The organism is Luteimonas saliphila, assembly GCF_016774335.1.
Lineage (GTDB): Bacteria > Pseudomonadota > Gammaproteobacteria > Xanthomonadales > Xanthomonadaceae > Luteimonas > Luteimonas saliphila.
Genome location: NZ_JAETWA010000019.1, coordinates 50,169 through 68,734, shown reverse-complemented (window position 1 = coordinate 68,734; position 18,566 = coordinate 50,169). Strand labels below are relative to the sequence as shown.

Below are 18,566 nucleotides of genomic sequence, written 5' to 3'. Positions count from 1 at the left end.
CGTTAGGCCGCTATGGCAACAGTGTCGCTACTGAAATGGTTATTTCGCTGGGCTGTTGCTGGCCTCGCCGCGGCTGTGGTTCTTCTAGCAATCTTTTCCGTCGCGCCTAGTTCGTGGCATCAGTACCTTGAGGCTTGGTTCGTGTTCCTGTTCCCTCCCTCAATCATTCTTATGGCCGCGGAGGCCTGCCAGAGCTGGTTCACTTGGTGCTCGGCTCAGTACATGCTGCTGGCAAGCCTTCTCAACGTTCTGCTCTACGCTGTGGTCGGAGCCATTCTCTGGTTGCCGGCGCGGATGCTATCGCCGGTTCTTGGTCGCGGGCGCGCGGCCTAACAATTCATTCAAGCCGACGCCGCTTCGCGGCGCGGCTTAATTCAGGCGTTAGGCGGCACGCTGCAGCCTCGTTTCATTGAGTGTCGTCACAATTGGATTGGCCAGAATGCTGCCGGCATCTTTGGCTTCGGCCAGGTAGTTGCAAGCGCGCCGGGATAGTGCGTCGCGGCAGCCTTCGGACAGCCAGTGGCAGGCGCCACAACCGGACGGTTCATCGCGGGCTTCGGCCAAGTACCGGGACGGGCTCGTAGCCGGCGCGCCCAGGTACCCTGGCTCCGGCCACATCCCAAGCCAAGAGCTTGCCGCATCCCGGTTTTCGTCGTAGCGTTCCGCCTAACAGTTCGTTCAAGCCGACGCCGCTTCGTTACACAAAGCACATGGCAGGTAGAGCTTGCCATGCGCTTTGCTCCACTACGCGGCGCGGCTTAACTCAGGCGTTAGGCCGCAAAGAGCAAAGGCAAGCAGTAGCGCTTGCACCTGCTCGGCCAGCGCATCGCATCGCGGAGCATCCTTATGCTCCAGTCGGTCTGTCACCGCGCGGGACAGATGCGCCGTCCGGTTGCTGGTCTTCGGGTGCTTGGCCGCCGGCCAGGCAGTGGGCAGCCCGCATCGCGGGGCACGCCCTGGCTTTGGTAGATCCCCTGCGGCTAGTTCCTCGCCGCGCGCTCACGGTCCTAGCCTAGGGCGCATCCAGAGCAAAGGCCTTGCACGCCCCCTGTCTGTCGTCGCATGCTGCGGCCTAACAAATCATTCAAGCCGTACCCGCTTCGCGGGTCGGCTTAATTCTGGCGTTAGGGCTCACCAATGCGTACAGCAGCTCAAGCAGTGCTCCTTGCAATTTTGGCGTGTGATGCTGCTGCAAGCGAACGGCAAGCATGGGAATTCGTGTACGTAAGCCGAAGTACCAACTTGGAGGCGGTGAAGGGTTATGGTTCACTGCACCGCCAAGGAATGCATCTTTCAGGCTCGCTCACCGACACAACAACCGGGGAGTACGAGATCGCCGTTACGCTTAACGGCTCAGAAGCGGTTGCCGTCTTTGGCGCCACAGAGTCCGACGATGGTGGGACTCGCATGCGAGGGACTTTTCGCCAGAGCGAGATTCCGGCATTCGGCGGCACTCACTGTTGGCAAACTATCCAGCTGTCGGATGGGTTCAATACAATCACGCTGGCCCGCAACGCTCCCGTCTGCGAGCCCTAACAATTCATTCAAGCCGACACCGCTTTGCGGGTCGGCTTAATTCAGGCGTTAGGCGGCACGCTGCAATGTCGTGTCATTGAGTGTCGTCGCAATCGGATCGGCCAACGTGCTGCCAGCATCTTTGACTTCAGCCAGGTAGTCACAAGCGCGCCGGGATAGTTCGTCGCGGCAGCCTTCGGATGGCTGGATGCAGGCGTTGCAATCGGACCGTCCATCGCCGGCTTCGGCCAAGTCCGGGGACAGGTCCAGGGCCGGCGCACCCGGGCGCCATTGGCTCCGGCCGCATCCCAAGCCAAGAGCTTGCCCCACCCCGGTTTTCGTCGTAGCGTTCCGCCTAACAGTTCGTTCAAGCCGACGCCGCTTCGTTACACAAAGCACATGGCAGGTACAGCTTGCCATGTGCTTTGCTCCACTACGCGGCGCGGCTTAACTCAGGCGTTAGAACTTGACTGGGGAGATCAAGGCGATGGAAAGCACACAAAGCCAAGCGCACTTCGATATCTACATCGACTACGTGAAAGGTGATGGAGATCCGTCGCGAGTGTTCCACGCTATGGGTGAGCTGATTGATACGTTCGCTCAGCTAGACCAAGCGCTGGCCGGTGTGATTCTTGATGCGCCACAAACAGAACTAGTGCTGGAAGACGTAACGGCCGCATCGCTCAAATCTCGCCTTCGCAATGTTATCGGCGGCATTCCAGATGATGCGCTCAAAGACGGAGAATGGAAGAAGATACTTGGACACTTCCTTGTTCAAGCGAAATACATTGTCTGTGACTGGCTCAAGGAGAATCCTCAAATCACCGACCTGGATCAGGTTCAAACCCTGCAGGAGCGGATTCAGCTTGCGGCGGAGCAAATACAAGCACGCCACCTGCCAATTTACCGCCCCATTGATAACAAGAACCTGTTGGGCGTTATCGCAGAGATTGACAGATCAATCAGTCTTCTTGATCAGCGTGACACCGTTCGCTATGAAAGCCCTTACGGCAACATTGAGTTACCGCACATCCAGCATGTCCACGAAGATCTGATCCGTCAGTTGCTCACCAAAGAAATCATCATTTCCGACGATGAGCGAATTGTGAAAGTGAAGAAGCCTGACTTTCTCGGGCGGTCGCAGTGGGTGTTGAAGTACGCTGGTCATAGCATCTACGCGAGCATCGATCACGCGGAGTGGCTTAGCGCCTATCAATCCGGCGAGATTGAGGTCAAGCCGGGCGACTCTTTGCGCGTGCTCATGCACGAGGAAGTTTTCTATGGACACAACATGGAGGTTGTGCATGTAACACACTCCGTTAGAAGGGTGCTTGAAGTGATAGGACCGTCGTTGACCTACCAGCCTCGCATCAAGTTCTAACAATTCATTCAAGCCGAACCCGCTTCGCGGGTCGGCTTAATTCAGGCGCCAGGCCTCACATGAGCAACGTAGCTGCCGTCGCACTTTCAATCATCATTGCGCTTGCCACCTACTTCGTTAGCCGGCACTTCTTGCGGGACCGCAAGCTGACAAAACGAGGGGCAGCGGCAACATCCATCGCTACTCTTGCTTGCACATTCTTCGTTGTGATTGGCAAGGGGCAATCATGGAGCTTTTATTGGATACTCTTGGCGGCGGTGGTCACTGGCTCTATTGTTGGCCTATTGGGGCTGGCTCTGCTTGGCAGGCGGAGTGAGGCCTAACAATTCATTCAAGCCGACGCCGCTTCGCGGCGCGGCTTGATTCAGGCGGTAGCCCGCAAAGAGCGGTTTGGTTTTGGCCACGGTCTTCGGTGATAGCGGGTCGCCGCGTGGGGCCGCGTGAATTGCGGTTGCTCCGCCTGGCAGATTGTTTCGGTGAGGGCTGCGCTCACTGTCCCGCCACGTCGCCAGAGGTTCCGGGGCCTTTCTCTTACCGGGGCAAGCTCCCCTGCTTTCTCCCTGCCAGCAATCGGGTAGAGTGCGCGGTAACAATTCATTTAAGCCGAACCCGCTTCGCGGGTCGGCTTAATTCTGGCGTTAGGTGCCATGCTCAAGACAGCGTTGATGCTTACACTTCTGATTCTGGCGGCCTCCAGCTCTGGCGCTATGGCGTGTTCCCTCTTCATAGATCCACCCAGTACACGGTTCGCTGACGCTCATTCCGTAGTTCTAGCTGTTCCGCTCGGCAATTCCATTAAGCCAGAGAGGGTAGACGGCAGATCGCAAACGCGTAACGTCAGACAGACAATACAGTGGTGGGTGTTAGTCGCTTGGAAAGGTCAGTTCAAGATTGGTGACAAGCTAACAACCCGGCAGTCTCTACAGATCGCGCCGGGAAAATGCCAGTTTTTGGTTGAGTTTCAAGGGCAGGAGCCCAATCTGCTGTACCTGTTTGATAGAGAGCCCTTCGCTCAGTTCATGGCTCTTCCGCCAGCCCTGGCCATAGACGACCTCAGATACCTTGAAGAACAAGCTGCTACCCGCGTCGATGGCACCTAACAATTCATTCAAGCCGAACCCGCTTCGCGGGTCGGCTTAACTCAGGCGTTAAGCGGCTTTGATGCATATCAGCAGACGAACCTTTGTTGCTACAGCGGCGGCTGGGACGGTGGTACTTACTATGCCTGGTAAAGCTGCACTGACTGGAGAGACCGGAATGTATGGACTGATCGGCAAGGTCAGGGCAGTGACAGGACAGCGCGACGCTCTGATTGCCATCCTTCTTGACGGTGTGTCGGACATGCCTGGCTGCCTGAGCTATGTGGTCGCGCAGGATCCGGCAGACGCCGACGCAATCTGGGTAACAGAGGTCTGGGACAGCCAAGCCAGTCACAAGGCGTCCTTGTCACTACCTTCGATCAAGGACGCAATCTCGCGCGGCAGACCGCTGATTGCGGGCTTCGACCAGTACATAGAGACTGTGCCGGTGGGTGGCCATGGTATCCAGACAGCCGCCTAACAATTCATGTATGGACTCCTCCTGCAACAGCAGAGTGATCGGTCACTGATCATCGGAAGCGGAACGTTGCATTCGTGTATTCGGCCTTGGGGTGAGCGCGGCGCGCTCGGGCCATCATGAGATCCGCGGGCTGGGGCCTATCGTTCAAGCGGCGTCGTGCGCCGGAATTGTTATCGGCCTTGCCCAACTCGGGGACCGAACCCTTGCAGGTCCGGGGACCTGACCTCGTCATGCTCGCGATCGGTGCTCGTACCCATGCCATCGGTCATCTTGATCGGGCACGTCATCGGTCGTTCAATGGCGCCCGGTGATGCGTGTTCTCGAGGCCAGAGGAATGACGACCGGGCCCATCTACTTCAAGGACGCGGTGGAACTGCGGCAATGGTTCGCCAGGCACGCGCCCACCTCGTCGGAGCTGGTCGTGGGCTTCATGAAGACCGGTAGCGGCGCCGCGGCCCTGTCCTGGTCCGAGGCCGTGGACGAGGCGCTGTGCGTCGGCTGGATCGATGGCGTGCGCCACCGGGTCGACGACCAGAGGTACAGGATCCGCTTCACGCCGAGGAAGCCCGGCTCGAACTGGAGCGCCGTCAATATCCGCAAGGCCGAGGCGCTCCACAAGCTGGGCCGCATGACGCCTGCAGGCCTGCAGGCCTATGCGGCACGCACGGAAGCGAAGTCGCGGACGGCGTCCTACGAGCAGCAGGAGGTCGCGTTCTCCGCGGCCGAGCTGAAGCAGCTCGAGGGCCACGCGGTCGCGCGGCAGTACTTCGAGGCGTTGCCACCCGGCTACCGGAAGAAGATCACGTGGTGGGTGGTCAGCGCGAAGCAGGCCGACACACGTAGCCGCCGACTGGCCTCCCTCATCGAGGCCTGCGCCCAAGGCCGACGTCTGTAGGAAGCGGCCCGCAATCATTCGAGCGGCAAAGCGCCCGCGGCACCGCTCGACCATCGTCTTACAGCCCAAGGGAGCGGCACATGACATCGGTAGAGCGCGATGAGCCACCGCAGGATTTCAATTTCGCCGTCGGCGACTGGCGCGTGAAGCACCGCCGGCTGCGGGATCGGCTTGCAGGATGCACGGACTGGGTGGAGTTCGACGGCGAAATGTCGACGCGCAAAGTGCTCGGTGGCTACGGCAACGTCGAGGACAACGTGCTCCACCTTCCGGAAGGAACCTACAGGGCGCTCGCGCTGCGTTCGTTCGATCCCCGGGAACGGCGGTGGTCGATCTGGTGGCTGGACGGCCGGGCGCCCGGGCGGATCGACGTGCCCGTGGTCGGCACGTTCGAGAACGGCGTGGGCACCTTCTTCGCGGACGACACCTTCAACGGCGTGCCGATTCGAGTCCGCTTCCACTGGTTCGCGGCCGACCCGTCGCGGCCGCGGTGGGAGCAGGCGTTCTCCAGCGACGGCGGAGCGACCTGGGAGACCAACTGGACGATGGATTTCGTGCGCGCCGGTCGCGGCTAGTTTCGGGGCGCCTGCGCGACGGGGATCGATGCGACATCCGGCTCCCGTGGGACATGGGACCCGGCGACGCGGGTCGGCGCATCGTTCCCTGCAGGGCTCGTCGGCGTGGCGAGCCGAGCCGGGCGCACACAGTGACGCGACGATCACGCCACACAGGACGAGCGAGACGATGACGAACGACACCTGCATCAGGCGCTGCGTCATGGGCGACGAGGCCGCGCTAGCCCTGGTGGGGGGCGCGACCTTCCTCGAGACCTTCGCGGGCATCCTCGATGGCGAGGCGATCGTCGCGCATTGCCGGCGCGCGCAGTCGGTGGAGCAGTACGCGGCGTGGCTGGCGAGCGCGGACCATGCGGCCTGGCTCCTGGAGTGCCAACCGGGTGGGGCACCCGTGGGCTACATGGTGGTGGCGCCGGCGCAGCTGCCGTTGCCCGATACGACCGGCGATCTCGAACTCAAGCGCGTCTACCTGCTGGACAGGTTCCGTGGCGGCGGCCACGGCAGTCGGCTGGTGTCGGCCGCCATCGCGCATGCGGCGGGCGCGGGTGCGCGCCGATTGCTGCTAGGCGTCTACGCGCACAACGCACCGGCGATCCGCTTCTACGAGCGCATCGGCTTCGTCCGCCTGGGCGAGCGCAGGTTCAAAGTGGGGAACGAGGATTACGACGACCACATCATGGGCCTGGTGCTGGGTGGCTGACCGTTCGCCGATGCGCGGTCGCGTCGCGATGCTGGCCCGGGGTCACGCACCATGACGTCGATCGGGATCGTGCTGCGGCAGGCGGACCAGCCGGACCTGGTCGCGATCGCGAGAAGCCTGTTGCTCGAATACGCGCGGCCATCGGCACGGACCTGGAGTACCAGGGGTTCAGCGTCGAGCTCGCGGCGCTGCCGCAACCATACGTGCCGCCACGCGGCGCATTGCTGATCGCCCGCGTGGCCGGGGACGTGGCGGGGTGCGCGGCGCTGCGGCCGTTCGACGCGCGTGCGGCGGAAATGAAGCGACTCTACGTGCGGCCGGCCTTCCGCAACTGGGGCCTGGGCCGGCGCCTGGTCGAATCGATGGTCGAAGCCGCGCGCGATGCCGGCCCCGGGGAATTGCGCCTGGACACCCTGCTCACCATGGCGCGGCCCGGGCCCTCTACCGGCGCCTGCGCGTCGTGGAGAAACGTGCGCACCTGCCCGGGACGCGCTTCCATCGGCTTGGGCTGCAGGCGTAGTGCCGCTGCCGTGGCGAGACGTCTTGCGTCGTTCCCGCGGTGCGCGCAACGATCTGCAGGCGACCATCGACGCGAACGGGAGGAGCGTATCCATGGACATCCGCATCGTCGTCACCGCAGCCTGCGTCCTGCTGGCCGGACTGGGCGTGCCGCTGATCCTGCGCCGGGTGCCACCCAATCCGCTGTACGGACTGCGCACACGGCGCAGCCTGTCGCATCCGTCGATCTGGTATCCCGCCAATGCGTGGTCGGGGCGGGCGCTGCTGATCGCCGCGGCCGCCACCACGGCGGCCACCTGGCTGGTGCCGGACACGTGGCCCGAATGGGTGCCTGTCGCCTGCCTGGTGCTGGCGATGGTGGTCGTACTGGTCGCGAGCCTCATCCACCTGCGCAGGTACCCCGTGGACTGAGGCTGCAAGGGAAACGCAGGCCGCCTCGTGTCCGCCTGGACGCGACATGCGAGTTGCGCGGCCGCGACCGCCGCTACTCGCGCGCCAGCGGCCGCACGGTCTCGAGCAGGCTGATCAGGGTCTTGCCCGGCTCTTCCCACGGGATCATGTGCGCGGAACGTTCGAACCACACCCCGCGCTTGTAGGGCGCGTCGACGCGCGACAGCCACTCCGCCGTGGGCTGCGACGGCGTGGTGTAGTCATGGCGACCCATGAACATCACCACCGGGATCGGGAACTCGCGTACCGGCTTGAAATCCACCTGCACGAACTCGTCGAGCAGCCGTTCGAGGGTGAACAGGCTGCCGGCGTTGATCGCGGCGCGATCCTGCGCGTCGTAGTCGGGCGACAGGCGCGCGGCGCCGTAGAACCACAGGTTGGTGGCATCGCGATGCGCGGCCATGCCGCCGTAGTGCTGCGGCCACTTGCGCGCGGCGACGATGCGTTCGCGGGTGAGCGGCCGGTCGCCCGGGTAGGGCAGCAACGCCTCGATCTCGCGCACGGCATCGGCATCGCCGCGGCGCTTCGCCTCGACCAGCCCGTATTCGATGCTGATGCGCTCGTTGTCGCGTACGTTGATCACCTGGCCGACGCCGACGTAGGCGTGGAACAGGTCGGGCCGCGCCAGCGCGGCATGCATCGCCGGGATCGTGCCCCAGCTGTGCGCCATCAGTACCAGCCTGTCCTTGCCGAGCCGGGTGCGCACGTGCTCGGCGATGGCGACCAGGTCGTCGACATAGGCCTGGATGCGGATGGTCCGCGCGACCGCCTCCGAGTGGTTCTCGCGGTACGTCTTGCCGGCGCCACGCTGGTCGTAATGGACCATCGTGAAGTATTCCTCCAGCGGGCGCTGGAACTGCCACAGGCTGGACATGGTCGGCGACGCCGGGCCGCCGTGCACGAACAGGATCACGGGGTTGGCGCGGTCCTGGCCGCGGATGCTGATCCACTGCTCGACGCCGTGGATCCGCGTCCTGTACGTCTCCTGCACGCCATCGGGATCGGGGATGCGCATCAGGTCCTCGACCACGGCACGGGCGCGGGCGGCATCGTCGGCCACCGCTTGCGGGGCCTGGGCGCGCGCGGGCACGGACACCAGGGCGAACATGGCGGTGCAGGCGAGCAGACACGTGGCGATGACGAAGCGGATGTACACGGTGCGGGCGGTCAAGGTCGTGTCCTCCAGTCCTTTCCCACAGCAGATACGTCCACCAGCGCCCCGGTTGCAGCGTGACGAGGCAGGCACGCACGCGCGGCGTCGCAGCGCAGCGCCCGCGGCGCATCCTGAGACGCCGCCCGGCTACACTGGCGGCATGGACCAGGAGACGTTGCTGTGGTTGTTGTGCGGGATGGGACTTGCGGCGCTGGCGCTGCTGGTCGTGCTGCTGCTGCGCCGCCCGGAAGCGCGCCTGGAGCAGGCGCTGCGTGAGGAACAGCGCGACGGCCGCGCGGAACTGCGCCAGCAGCTCGACAGCCTGTCGGCCTCGCAGGAACAGCGAATCGATGCGTTCGGGCGCCGGCTCGACGACCTCGCCACCCGCACCGACCAGCGCCTGGACGTGCTGCGCGAGGCGCTGACCGACGACGCGCGCAAGGCGCGCTCCGAAACCGCGGAACTGCACCAGCGTTTCGAGGTCGCGCTCGGGCAGCGGCTGGCCGAGCTGACCCAGCGTAACGAACAGCGCATCGGCGAGATGCGCGCCACGCTCGAACAGCAGCTGCAGCGGCTGCAGGCCGACAACGCCGAGAAGCTCGAGCAGATGCGTGCGACCGTGGACGAGAAGCTGCAGTCGACGCTGGAAACCCGGCTCGGGCAATCGTTCCGGCTGGTGTCGGAGCGGCTGGAACAGGTGCAGCGCGGCCTGGGCGAGATGCAGCAGCTGGCGACCGGCGTGGGCGACCTCAAGCGCGTGCTGACCAACGTCAAGACCCGCGGCATCTTCGGCGAGGTGCAGCTGGGCGCATTGCTCGAACAGGTGCTGACGATCGAGCAGTACGCCTGCAACGTCGCCACCGTGCCGGGCAGCAGCGAGCGGGTGGAATTCGCGGTGCGCCTGCCGGGCAGCCACGACACGCCGATCCTGCTGCCGATCGATGCCAAGTTCCCGCGCGAGGATTACGAGCGCCTGCTCGATGCCCAGGACCGCGTCGACGTCGACGCGGTCAATGCCGCCTCCGTCGGACTGGAGCGGCAGGTGAAGCTGGAGGCGCGACGGATCCGCGACAAGTACCTCGCGCCGCCGCACACCACCGATTTCGCGCTGCTGTTCCTGCCGACCGAGGGGCTGTACGCGGAAGTGCTGCGCCGGCCCGGACTGTTCGAAGTGCTGCAGCGCGAGTTCCGCGTGACCCTGGTCGGGCCGACCACGCTGCTGGCGCTGCTCAACAGCCTGCAGATGGGGTTCCGCACGCTGGCGATCGAGAAGCGCTCCAGCGAGGTGTGGCAGCTGCTGGGCACGGTGAAGTCGGAGTTCGGCAAGTTCGCCACGGTGCTGGAGAAGGCCAACTCGCAGCTCGACACCGTGCAGAACAGCATCAAGCAGGCCGGCGTGCGCACCCGCGCGATCGAGCGCCAGCTCAAGGGCGTTGAGTCGTTGCCCGGCACCGAAGACGCGCCACCGCTGCTGGATGCCGACGACTGAGGCAAGGGCGGGACCTCGGGTGCCCGACTTCCGGCACGTGAATCCGCCGGCCCTTCGCACGACACTCCAAGGCTGGCCATCGCGGGAGAACCCGGCATGCGTGGACGCCGCAGCGGCATCCGGTTCGCAGGAGTCTTGCTCGCATGGCTGGCGCTAATCGGCCACGCAGCCGCGGAGCGCGAGTCGTTCGAACTGCGGGTGCCGCTGGCACCGGCGCCGGCCGCGTCGGAAGGGCGCGTGCGCCTGTTCTACGAACTGCATCTGACCAACTTCTCCCGCGAACCGCTGCGGCCGGTGGCGATCGACGTGCGTGGCGAAGACGATCTGGTCCTGGCGACGTTCACCGGGACGGCACTTGCCGCCAGGCTGGCGCCCGCGGTACCGACCGCCGGAACCACGGACTCCACCGTGATCGCTCCCGGCGCGCGCAAGGTGCTGTACCTCGAACTCGACTTGGCGCCGGACGCGGTCCCCTCGCGCCTCCACCATCGCGTGGCCTACCGGGTGGAGGGCGCCGAAGCGCTCTCCCACATAGAAGGCGCAAAGGTCGCGCCCGATCCGCGTCCCGCGCCTGTGCTCGGCCCGCCCCTGCGCGGTGGACCCTGGGCGGCGGTGTTCGATCCCGCCTGGCCGCGCGGACATCGCCGCGTGTTCTACGCGGTGGAAGGACGCGCGACCCTGCCCGGGCGCTTCGCGATCGACCTGGTCAAGCTCGACGCTCACGGACGCCTCGCCGCCGGCGATGCCGACCTCGTGCGCAACGCACATGCCCATGGCGAACCAGTGCTCGCGGTGGCCGATGCGACCGTGGTTGCGATGCGCGGGGACTATCCGGAGGCGGCACGCATCTCGCAGAACGGCCGGCACCCGCTGACGGCGGGCAGCGGGAACTACGTGGTGCTGGCGCTGGGCGAGGGACGCCACGCGATCTACGAACATCTGCGCCCGGGCAGCGTGCGGGTCGCGGCCGGACAGCGGGTGCGGCGCGGCGAGGTGATCGGCGAGGTCGGCTACAGCGGCAGCGGCAACTGGCCGCACCTGCATTTCCACGTGGCCGACGATGCCTCGCTGCTCGGCGGCGATGGCCTGCCGTTCGCGTTCGAAGGCTTCAGCGTGCTCGGCCGCTACACCGACATCGAAGCGCTGGGCGCGCGACCGTGGACGCCGCACGCCGATCCCGACACCGTGGTGCGCCGGCACGAGCGCCCGGCCGACAACAGCGTGCTGCGCTTTCCCGACTGATCGCCCCCGGCCCGCCCGTCAGGGCGTCGGCGACAGCGGCACCACCGGCATCACGTCGACCGGGACGGTGGGCGTGGTGTCGTCCTCGCGCAGGTAGTCCGGCAGCTCGTCGTCTTCCGGGCGACGGCGGTCGGCCTGGATCTGGTAGTTGCGGCGCTGCAGCCAGGCATCGCGCACCAGCGCGTACTCGTCGGTGGCGCCCTCGCGCATGCCGTCGAGCGCGAACAGCTGGGTGCGCAAGTCGACCAGTTGCAGGCCCTGCAGGAAAATGCGGGTGCCGTCGTCTTCGACCTGGCGGATCGGCGAAAGCGGTGCGTCGCCGACCAGGCCGAAGGTGTCGCGCAGCGTGCGCGGACCGAACAGCGGCAGCTCGAGGTAGCGCGAGCTCTTCCAGCCCCACACCCCGAGCGTCTGGCCGAAATCCTCGCTGCGGTAGGGGATGTTCGCGGCCGAGGCCGGGTCGAACAGGCCGCCGATGCCGACCGTGCTGTTGAGCAGGAAGCGGCCGAGCGACTGCCCCGCCTGTCCCGGCCGGCCCTGCAGCAGCGCGTTGAGCGCGCTCACCGGCTGGCCGAGGTTGTTGAAGAAATTGCCCACGCCCAGCCGCACGGGACGCGGCACGACCGTGACGTAGGCGCGCGCCAGCGGCGTGGCGATGGTGCGGTCGACGGCGTTGTTGAAGCGGTGGACCTTGCGGTTCCAGTTTTCCCACGGGTCGTAGCTGGCGGGCAGCTGCGCCGGCGCAGGCAGGGTGGGATCGGCGACCGGGTCGTAGGGCGTCGGGCCGTAGATCGCCGCGTAGTCGTACTCGGCCTGGGTAGGAGGCTCGCCGGCAGGCGCGACGGCGTTCGCGGCATCGGCGGCAGGCATCGCTTCGCCGGGGGGCGGCGCCGGCGTGGCGGCCATCCCGTCCGCAGCAGGCGGCGCGGATACCGTCGCGCTCGCTGAGGCGGGTCCGCCGGTCGCGCCTGCGTCGGTGAACGCGCTTTCGGGTGCGATCGTCACCGGATCGGTCGCGGTATCGCGCGTGCCGCCGCTGCCGGCGCAGGCGGCGAACAGCAACGGCAGCAGCAGGACAGACAGGCGCAGGCGGGGGGTCGGCGTCATCGTGGCGATCCGTCGGACGTATCGGCGCGCAGGCGTCATGCCTGCGCGAAGGACAGGGCGGGAGAGAGGCGGTAGGCGCGCCGCAGGCCGTCGAGTCCCGGTGGGTCGCCGGCAACGGACACGCCGCCGCTACGTTGCGCGAGTTCCACCAGCAGCGCAAGACCGGCACTGTCGACAGACGACACTGCCGACAGATCGAAGCGTTGCGCCTGCGGCAACAGCGCCAGCGCCTGCGGCCACAGCACGGCTGCCGCCTCGCGGGTCAGCGCGCCGGCGAATGCCAGCGCGTCGCCCTCGCGGCGCACGGTGGCCGGCGTCGCCATCAGTCGGTACTCGCGTCCACCGCGAGCTGGCCGCTGCGCAGCTCCTGCGTCACCTGCGCGATCGACTTGCGCTGCAGCTCGGGGTCGAACTGCTGGCGGAAGGTCTGCACGAACGACACGCCCTCGACCATCACGTCGAATACGCGCCAGCCGCTGCCGGCGCGGCGCATCAGGTAGTCGACCGGGATCGGCTCGCCGCCCTGGCGCACCAGCTCGCTCGATACCTTCACCCCGAGCCCGCGCGGCAGCGCCGTCTCGGACTTGATGCGGACCTGCAGGCGGGTGTTGAAGTCGATCAGCGAGGAGCCGTAGCGGCGCATCAGGTTGTCGGCGAGCGCGTCGCCGAACGCCTTGACGTCGGCGTCGGAGGCGCCGCGCCCATGGCGACCGAGCACCTGGCGCGCGGCGTAGTCGCGGTCGAACATGGTGGTGAATTCGCCGCTGACGAAGCGCTGCAGCGCGGCGCGGTCGCGGGCGAATTCGGTGCGGCGCGCCTCGATCGTCTCCAGCACGCGCCGGGTATTCTCGAGCACCAGTTCGCTCGGCGAGCCCTGCATGTTGGCGGGTGCCGGCGCAGCCGCGGGCGCGGTCTGCGCGAACGACACGACCGGCGCGGCGACGGACAGGCTCGCGGCGAGCGAGAGCACGAGGAACTTGCGGGTGGGGGTGTTCATGGGGTCGTTCCTTCTTCGGGAGCGGGTGTCGCGGGGGGCGCGGCGGCGGGCTGCGCAGCATCGCCGGGCGGGGGGGGCGGAGGCGGCGCGTCGTCGCCGCCGCCGCTGAACATGTACTTGCCGACCATCTGCATCAGGTCGACGGCGGGCGTGGTGAATGCGATCTCCTCGCCGGGTTGCAACGACTCCATGTCGCCGCCGGGCTGCAGGCCGACGTAGCTCTCGCCGAGCAGGCCGCCGGTGAGGATGCCGGCCGAGGTGTCGAGCGGGATCTCGGCGAAGCGGCTGTCGATGGCCAGGGTGACGATGGAATCGAACTTCAGCGGATCGAGGTCGATCCGCGCCACCCGGCCGACGGTCACGCCGCCGATCTTGACCGGCGCGTTCGGTCGCAGCTGGCCGACCTGGGTGAAACGCGCGACCAGCTCGTAACTGTCGCGGGCGAAACCGAACTTGCCGTTGGTGGAGGCGATCGCCAGTACCAGCAGCGAGCCCAGCGCCAGCACCAGGAAGGCGCCGACGGCGAATTCGAGACGGGGTCCGCGGGTGCTCATGAGTGGATCTCCGGATCCTTGCGGTCGTCCCGCACGGACCTGTCATCCCGGGCGCAGCGAGGGATCTGCCCATGCTGTTGCGGAAAACCAGATCCCTCGCTGCGCTCGGGATGACAGCGGCAGGTGGCGAGGTGGCGGCGAATTGGCATTGTCTGGGGGCTCGTCTGAATGAACCGCGATGGGTGTGAACGAATCAAGATGGGCATGAATGAACCGGGATGGGCCGCTCTCCGGCTATCGGAACAGGAACGCCGACAGCACGAAGTTGAACATCAGCACCAGCAGCGAGGCGTTGACCACTGCGCGCGTGGTGGCGACCGAAGTGCCTTCGATCGTCGGCTCGGCGTGATAGCCCACGTACGAGGCCACCAGCGCCGCGGTGCCGCCGAACACGGCCGCCTTGACGAACGCGGGCACGAAGTCGTCGCGGAAGTCGACCGAGTCCTTCATCGTCTGCCAGAACATGCCGTTGTCGATGCCCAGCACCTGCACCGCCTGGAACCAGCTGGCGGCGATCGCGAAGCTGGCGAAGAAGCCGACCAGCAGCGGCACGGTCAGCACCGCCGCCCAGAAGCGCGGCGCGACCGCCTTGGCCACCGGGTCGATGCCCATCAGCCCGAGCGCGGTGATCTGGTCGGTGGCGCGCATCAGGCCCAGCTCGGCGGCGATCGACGAGCCGGCGCGGCCGACGAACAGCAGCGCGGTCAGCACCGGCGCCAGTTCGCGGTACAGGCCCAGCCCGATCAGCACGCTGACCTGGTTGCTGGCCCCGTAGGTCTCGAGGGCGCGGAACCCGAGCAGTGTCAGCGACAGGCCGACGAAGGCGCCGCCGACCGCGATGATCGGCAGCGAGCGCGCGCCCACCTTGTAGATCTCGCGGACGAGCTCGGCGAAGAAGTCGGCCGTGGGCTTCGACGCGCGCAGCACCGACAGCGAGAACAGTCCGCCGCGCCCGACCGAGCGGATGGATTCGGCGAGCGCCATCACGCCGCCTCCCGGTGCGGGCTGCTGTCGAACGCGATCGGACCATCCGGCTTGCCCTGCAGGAACTGCTGCACCAGCGGATCGTCGCTGGCCCGGAGTTCGTCGGGCGTGCCGGAGTAGACCACGCCGCCGTTGGCCATCACCACCGCGCGGTCGGCGATCGGCAGGGTCTCGTGCACGTGGTGGGTGACGATGATGCTGGTCAGGCCGAGGCGGTCGTTGAGTTCGGATATCAGGTTGATGATCACGCCCGTGGCGATCGGGTCGAGGCCGGTCAGCGGTTCGTCGTAGATCATCAGCGGCGGGTCGAGCGCGATCGCGCGCGCCAGCGCGACCCGGCGCGCCATGCCGCCGGACAGCTCGCGCGGATAGGCGTCGCCGGCGGCGCGCAGGCCCACCGCATGCAGCTTCATCTCCACCAGCCGGTCGATCACCGCGCGCGGCAGCCGGGTGTGGGTGCGCAGCGGCAGGGCGATGTTCTCGGCGGCGGTGAGGTCGGTGAGCAGGCCGTTGCCCTGCAGCAGCACGCCGATGGACTTGCGCAGTTCCAGCAGCTCGCGCTGGCGCCTGGGCACCGGCCGTCCCAGCACCTCGACGGTCCCCGCGGCCGGCACCAGTTCGCCGGTCAGCGCGGCGAGCAGGGTCGACTTGCCGCAGCCCGAGGGCCCGAGCACCGCGGTCACGCTGCCGCGCGGCACCTCGAGGTCGAGGCCGGACAGGATGGTGCGCGTACCGCGGTCCAGGCGGACCCCGGCAAGGCGCACGGCGGGAGCGTCGTTGGCGTCGATGGACATGGGGGACAACGAGGAGGCCGGTCGGGACCGGCAAGCGCGACAGGATCGCCAATGGCGGCTGAACCGGGCCGGAGTCACTGAACCGGAAGGTACAGGAATGCCGGCGCGGGTAAGTGTGCCGATGGTGGGGGTGTGCGGGGCCCGGGTGATACGCGGCAACCGGCCCAGGTGGGGTCCGCCGATGGCCCAGGACGGCGCCGAGCTCGGGCGGGGGCTGGTTGCAGAGCGACGAGGCGACCAGGCTGGAAGTCTCGGCCCGCCGGCCTCCCGGTCAGCCCGGCGGCGGGTCGTCCGCCGGCTCCGGCACCACCCCGACATACTGCGCGCGAGGCCGGATCAGGCGGCCGCGGTCCTGCTGCTCCTGGGCGTGGGCGAGCCAACCCGCCAGGCGGCCGGCGGCGAACAGGACCAGGGCCGGCGCCGGGCCGAGTCCGTGCACATGGCAGAGCGCGGCGAGCATGCCGTCGATGTTGGGCAGCCGGCCACTGGTGTCGGCCGCGGCGGCGACCAGGGCCTCGACCTCGGCCATGCGCGGGTTGCCCGCGCAGCGCGCTCGCAGCATCGCCAGCAGTTCCGCGCCACGCGGGTCGCCATCGGGATAGAGCACGTGGTGGAAGCCGGGGAGTTCGTCGCCGCGCTGCCAGCGTTCGTGGACCAGGGCCCCGGGCGAGCGTGCCTCGGCGCCATCTGCGAGCAGGGCGTACGCGCGCGCGGTGGCGCCGCCATGGCGTGGTCCGGACAGCGCGGCCAGGCCGGCGCAGACGGTGGCGTGCAGGTGCGCGCCGGTGGACGCGACCACGCGCGCGGCGAAGGCGGAGACGTTGAGTTCATGGTCGGCGCACAGCACCAGCGCGGCGCGGACGAGCTCGACGAATCCGGCATCGCCCGGTCGCCAGGCATCGGCCAGCAGCTGGTGCACCGGGCGCGCATCGGGCGTGCCGGCCACCAGCAGCGCGGCGTTCTGGCGCAGCAGGGTGGCGGCGATGCGGCGCTTGATCGCCGGCGCGGCGTTGAGGGTGTGGCGCTGGTCGACGGCCAGCAGCGGGATCGCCGCCATCGCGCGTTCCAGCGGCGGCAGCGTCGCGTCGGTGGCCAGCGGCGCCACCCGCGCCGGCCAGCCGATCGCTGGCGGCGGGTCGAAGGGATCGAGCTCGCCGCAGTCCCACAGCAGGCGCGCGGCATCCTCCAGCGTGGCCCCGGCGCGGACCAGCGCCACCGCGGGGCGGCCGCGGTAGCAGGGCCCGTCGGGGCGGATCAGCGAGATCGCGGTTTCCATTACCGGCAGCCCGCGGTCGAGGCTCTGCGCCGCCCCGCGCGCCGCCCCGCGCCCGGCCTGCTTGCGCTGGGCCAGGCGCTCGACGTCGCGGCGCAGGTAGACCCGGCTGCGATGGTCGGGGCCCGGCCGCGATTCGATCAGGCCGCGGCTGACGTAGGCGTACAGCGTCGACGCGCTGATCCCGAGCAGGGCGCAGGCCTCGGGGGCGGGGATCAGCTCGGCGTCGGCAGGCGTGTGCATCGGCAGGCTCGTCGGAAGACAGGTTGATCTGTCCGATCAAGATTGATCAACCCGAGGAAGAGTGCCACATTGCGTGGCATCCGGGAATCCCCGCCGCCAGACGCCACGCCGATGAGCCACGATCCCGCCGCCGTCCCCGCGTCACCGGGCGCCCGGTTCCGCGCCGCCCTCGCCGCCGAGTCGCCGCTGCAGGTGGTCGGCGCGATCAACGCCAACCACGCCCTGCTCGCGCAGCGGGCCGGTTATCGCGCCATCTACCTGTCCGGCGGTGGTGTCGCCGCGGGTTCGCTGGGCCTGCCCGACCTGGGCATCAACACGCTCGAGGATGTGCTGATCGATGTGCGCCGCATCACCGATGTCTGCGCGCTGCCGCTGCTGGTCGACATCGACACCGGCTTCGGCCCCAGCGCCTTCAACATCGAGCGCACCGTCAAGTCGCTGATCAAGGCCGGTGCGGCCGCCTGCCACATCGAGGACCAGGTCGGCGCCAAGCGCTGCGGCCATCGCCCGGGCAAGGAGATCGTGTCGCAGGGCGAGATGGTCGACCGGGTCAAGGCCGCAGCCGATGCGAAGACCGATGCGGACTTCTTCCTGATCGCGCGCACCGATGCGATCCAGGTCGACGGCGTGGACGCCGCGATCGAACGCGCCATCGCCTGTGTGGAAGCGGGCGCCGACGGCATCTTCGCCGAGGCTGCGTACGACCTCGAGACCTACCGCCGGTTCGTGGATGCGGTCGAGGTGCCGGTGCTGGCCAACATCACCGAGTTCGGCGCGACGCCGCTGTTCACGCGCGAGGAACTGGCCTCGGCCGGCGTGGCGATCCAGCTCTACCCGCTGTCGGCGTTCCGCGCCATGAACAAGGCCGCCGAGACGGTGTACGAGGCGATCCGCCGCGACGGCCACCAGCAGGCCGTGGTCGGGATGATGCAGACGCGCGAGGAGCTGTACGAGCGCATCGGCTACCACGCCTTCGAACGCAAGCTCGACGCGCTGTTCCGGAAGCAATGAGCGCCACGCGAACGACGCGCGAGGGCGAATGGTCGGCCGGCGGGCCGGACACGACGGGGGCCGTGCCCGGTGCCCTCCGGCACGTTGCGGCGCGGCCCGCGGGCCGCTTCCTCCATTCCAACGC

The 18,566-nt window shown here is 67.5% G+C and carries 18 protein-coding genes and 1 pseudogene; 10 read left to right on the top strand and 9 right to left on the bottom strand.

Features of this window, described 5'->3' with window-relative positions:
- The first annotated feature begins 1,981 nt into the window (after window positions 1-1,981).
- Entirely contained in the window at window positions 1,982-2,896 is a 915-nt protein-coding gene (locus JMO03_RS05100; protein ID WP_202841010.1) for a hypothetical protein, read from the top strand.
- A 920-nt stretch (window positions 2,897-3,816) separates the two neighbouring features.
- Here JMO03_RS05100 and JMO03_RS05095 read toward each other — a convergent pair.
- Entirely contained in the window at window positions 3,817-4,008 is a 192-nt protein-coding gene (locus JMO03_RS05095) for a hypothetical protein (RefSeq protein WP_202841008.1), read from the bottom strand.
- A 145-nt stretch (window positions 4,009-4,153) separates the two neighbouring features.
- Here JMO03_RS05095 and JMO03_RS05090 point away from each other — a divergent pair, with 145 nt between their 5' ends.
- The 6 genes and pseudogenes from JMO03_RS05090 to JMO03_RS05065 all read left to right on the top strand — a co-directional run bounded on the left by JMO03_RS05090 (window position 4,154) and on the right by JMO03_RS05065 (window position 7,556).
- Entirely contained in the window at window positions 4,154-4,456 is a 303-nt protein-coding gene (locus JMO03_RS05090; RefSeq protein WP_238345906.1) for a putative quinol monooxygenase, read from the top strand.
- 334 nt (window positions 4,457-4,790) lie between these two features.
- On the top strand, window positions 4,791-5,351 hold the full coding sequence (locus JMO03_RS05085) for a YdeI/OmpD-associated family protein (RefSeq protein ID WP_202841004.1): 561 nt from the start codon (window positions 4,791-4,793) through the stop codon (window positions 5,349-5,351).
- 80 nt (window positions 5,352-5,431) lie between these two features.
- Window positions 5,432-5,926: a hypothetical protein gene (locus JMO03_RS05080; RefSeq protein ID WP_202840996.1), complete on the top strand. Its 495-nt coding sequence runs from the start codon at window positions 5,432-5,434 to the stop codon at window positions 5,924-5,926.
- Between the two features lie 169 nt (window positions 5,927-6,095).
- A complete protein-coding gene (locus JMO03_RS05075) occupies window positions 6,096-6,626 on the top strand; it encodes a GNAT family N-acetyltransferase (RefSeq protein WP_202840994.1) in 531 nt (176 codons plus the stop codon).
- 203 nt (window positions 6,627-6,829) lie between these two features.
- A pseudogene (locus JMO03_RS21615) lies at window positions 6,830-7,021 on the top strand (GNAT family N-acetyltransferase); the annotation flags it as partial.
- Window positions 7,022-7,238: 217 nt separating this feature from the next.
- Complete coding sequence (locus JMO03_RS05065; protein WP_202840992.1) at window positions 7,239-7,556, top strand: SdpI family protein; 318 nt, start codon at window positions 7,239-7,241, stop codon at window positions 7,554-7,556.
- A gap of 73 nt (window positions 7,557-7,629) precedes the next feature.
- On the opposite strand, the gene JMO03_RS05060 is transcribed toward JMO03_RS05065, so the two are convergent.
- Window positions 7,630-8,766, bottom strand: coding sequence for an alpha/beta hydrolase (locus JMO03_RS05060; RefSeq protein ID WP_238345905.1), 1,137 nt, complete (start codon window positions 8,764-8,766; stop codon window positions 7,630-7,632).
- Window positions 8,767-8,908: 142 nt separating this feature from the next.
- Here JMO03_RS05060 and JMO03_RS05055 point away from each other — a divergent pair, with 142 nt between their 5' ends.
- Both JMO03_RS05055 and JMO03_RS05050 read left to right on the top strand, forming a co-directional pair.
- Window positions 8,909-10,237, top strand: a complete 1,329-nt coding sequence (locus JMO03_RS05055; RefSeq protein WP_202840990.1) for a DNA recombination protein RmuC — start codon at window positions 8,909-8,911, stop codon at window positions 10,235-10,237.
- A gap of 96 nt (window positions 10,238-10,333) precedes the next feature.
- Window positions 10,334-11,479 (top strand): M23 family metallopeptidase, encoded by a 1,146-nt coding sequence (locus JMO03_RS05050; RefSeq protein ID WP_202840988.1) that lies wholly within the window; start codon window positions 10,334-10,336, stop codon window positions 11,477-11,479.
- 18 nt (window positions 11,480-11,497) lie between these two features.
- Here JMO03_RS05050 and JMO03_RS05045 read toward each other — a convergent pair whose 3' ends face one another.
- The 7 genes from JMO03_RS05045 to JMO03_RS05015 all read right to left on the bottom strand — a co-directional run bounded on the left by JMO03_RS05045 (window position 11,498) and on the right by JMO03_RS05015 (window position 17,431).
- On the bottom strand, window positions 11,498-12,586 hold the full coding sequence (locus JMO03_RS05045; RefSeq protein ID WP_202840986.1) for an MlaA family lipoprotein: 1,089 nt from the start codon (window positions 12,584-12,586) through the stop codon (window positions 11,498-11,500).
- 35 nt (window positions 12,587-12,621) lie between these two features.
- Window positions 12,622-12,909 carry an STAS domain-containing protein gene (locus tag JMO03_RS05040; protein ID WP_202840977.1) on the bottom strand — a complete coding sequence of 96 codons (288 nt, stop codon included), beginning with the start codon at window positions 12,907-12,909 and terminating at the stop codon, window positions 12,622-12,624.
- Window positions 12,909-13,583, bottom strand: coding sequence for an MlaC/ttg2D family ABC transporter substrate-binding protein (locus JMO03_RS05035; protein WP_202840975.1), 675 nt, complete (start codon window positions 13,581-13,583; stop codon window positions 12,909-12,911). The genes JMO03_RS05040 and JMO03_RS05035 overlap by 1 nt, the downstream gene beginning before the upstream one ends.
- Window positions 13,580-14,137, bottom strand: coding sequence for an outer membrane lipid asymmetry maintenance protein MlaD (gene mlaD, locus JMO03_RS05030; protein ID WP_202840974.1), 558 nt, complete (start codon window positions 14,135-14,137; stop codon window positions 13,580-13,582). Before mlaD ends, JMO03_RS05035 begins: the two co-directional genes overlap by 4 nt.
- 234 nt (window positions 14,138-14,371) lie before the next feature.
- Window positions 14,372-15,121 carry an MlaE family lipid ABC transporter permease subunit gene (locus JMO03_RS05025; protein WP_202840972.1) on the bottom strand — a complete coding sequence of 250 codons (750 nt, stop codon included), beginning with the start codon at window positions 15,119-15,121 and terminating at the stop codon, window positions 14,372-14,374.
- Entirely contained in the window at window positions 15,121-15,915 is a 795-nt protein-coding gene (locus tag JMO03_RS05020; protein WP_238345904.1) for an ABC transporter ATP-binding protein, read from the bottom strand. Before JMO03_RS05020 ends, JMO03_RS05025 begins: the two co-directional genes overlap by 1 nt.
- 271 nt (window positions 15,916-16,186) lie before the next feature.
- Window positions 16,187-17,431 carry a citrate synthase family protein gene (locus JMO03_RS05015; RefSeq protein WP_202840970.1) on the bottom strand — a complete coding sequence of 415 codons (1,245 nt, stop codon included), beginning with the start codon at window positions 17,429-17,431 and terminating at the stop codon, window positions 16,187-16,189.
- A gap of 111 nt (window positions 17,432-17,542) precedes the next feature.
- On the opposite strand from JMO03_RS05015, the gene prpB reads away from it, so the two are divergent.
- Entirely contained in the window at window positions 17,543-18,442 is a 900-nt protein-coding gene (gene prpB, locus JMO03_RS05010; protein ID WP_202840968.1) for a methylisocitrate lyase, read from the top strand.
- Window positions 18,443-18,566 lie beyond the last annotated feature (124 nt).

What these genes read in the sequence shown, in the direction of transcription:
- JMO03_RS05090 (WP_238345906.1), top strand. Translation starts at nt 4,154, where the DNA reads ATGTATGGACTGATCGGCAAGGTCAGGGCAGTGACAGGACAGCGCGAC.
- JMO03_RS05085 (WP_202841004.1), top strand. Translation starts at nt 4,791, where the DNA reads ATGACGACCGGGCCCATCTACTTCAAGGACGCGGTGGAACTGCGGCAA.
- JMO03_RS05080 (WP_202840996.1), top strand. Translation starts at nt 5,432, where the DNA reads ATGACATCGGTAGAGCGCGATGAGCCACCGCAGGATTTCAATTTCGCC.
- JMO03_RS05075 (WP_202840994.1), top strand. Translation starts at nt 6,096, where the DNA reads ATGACGAACGACACCTGCATCAGGCGCTGCGTCATGGGCGACGAGGCC.
- JMO03_RS05065 (WP_202840992.1), top strand. Translation starts at nt 7,239, where the DNA reads ATGGACATCCGCATCGTCGTCACCGCAGCCTGCGTCCTGCTGGCCGGA.
- JMO03_RS05055 (WP_202840990.1), top strand. Translation starts at nt 8,909, where the DNA reads ATGGACCAGGAGACGTTGCTGTGGTTGTTGTGCGGGATGGGACTTGCG.
- JMO03_RS05050 (WP_202840988.1), top strand. Translation starts at nt 10,334, where the DNA reads ATGCGTGGACGCCGCAGCGGCATCCGGTTCGCAGGAGTCTTGCTCGCA.
- JMO03_RS05045 (WP_202840986.1), bottom strand. Translation starts at nt 12,586, where the DNA reads ATGACGCCGACCCCCCGCCTGCGCCTGTCTGTCCTGCTGCTGCCGTTG.
- JMO03_RS05040 (WP_202840977.1), bottom strand. Translation starts at nt 12,909, where the DNA reads ATGGCGACGCCGGCCACCGTGCGCCGCGAGGGCGACGCGCTGGCATTC.
- JMO03_RS05035 (WP_202840975.1), bottom strand. Translation starts at nt 13,583, where the DNA reads ATGAACACCCCCACCCGCAAGTTCCTCGTGCTCTCGCTCGCCGCGAGC.
- mlaD (WP_202840974.1), bottom strand. Translation starts at nt 14,137, where the DNA reads ATGAGCACCCGCGGACCCCGTCTCGAATTCGCCGTCGGCGCCTTCCTG.
- JMO03_RS05025 (WP_202840972.1), bottom strand. Translation starts at nt 15,121, where the DNA reads ATGGCGCTCGCCGAATCCATCCGCTCGGTCGGGCGCGGCGGACTGTTC.
- JMO03_RS05020 (WP_238345904.1), bottom strand. Translation starts at nt 15,915, where the DNA reads ATGTCCATCGACGCCAACGACGCTCCCGCCGTGCGCCTTGCCGGGGTC.
- JMO03_RS05015 (WP_202840970.1), bottom strand. Translation starts at nt 17,431, where the DNA reads ATGCACACGCCTGCCGACGCCGAGCTGATCCCCGCCCCCGAGGCCTGC.
- prpB (WP_202840968.1), top strand. Translation starts at nt 17,543, where the DNA reads ATGAGCCACGATCCCGCCGCCGTCCCCGCGTCACCGGGCGCCCGGTTC.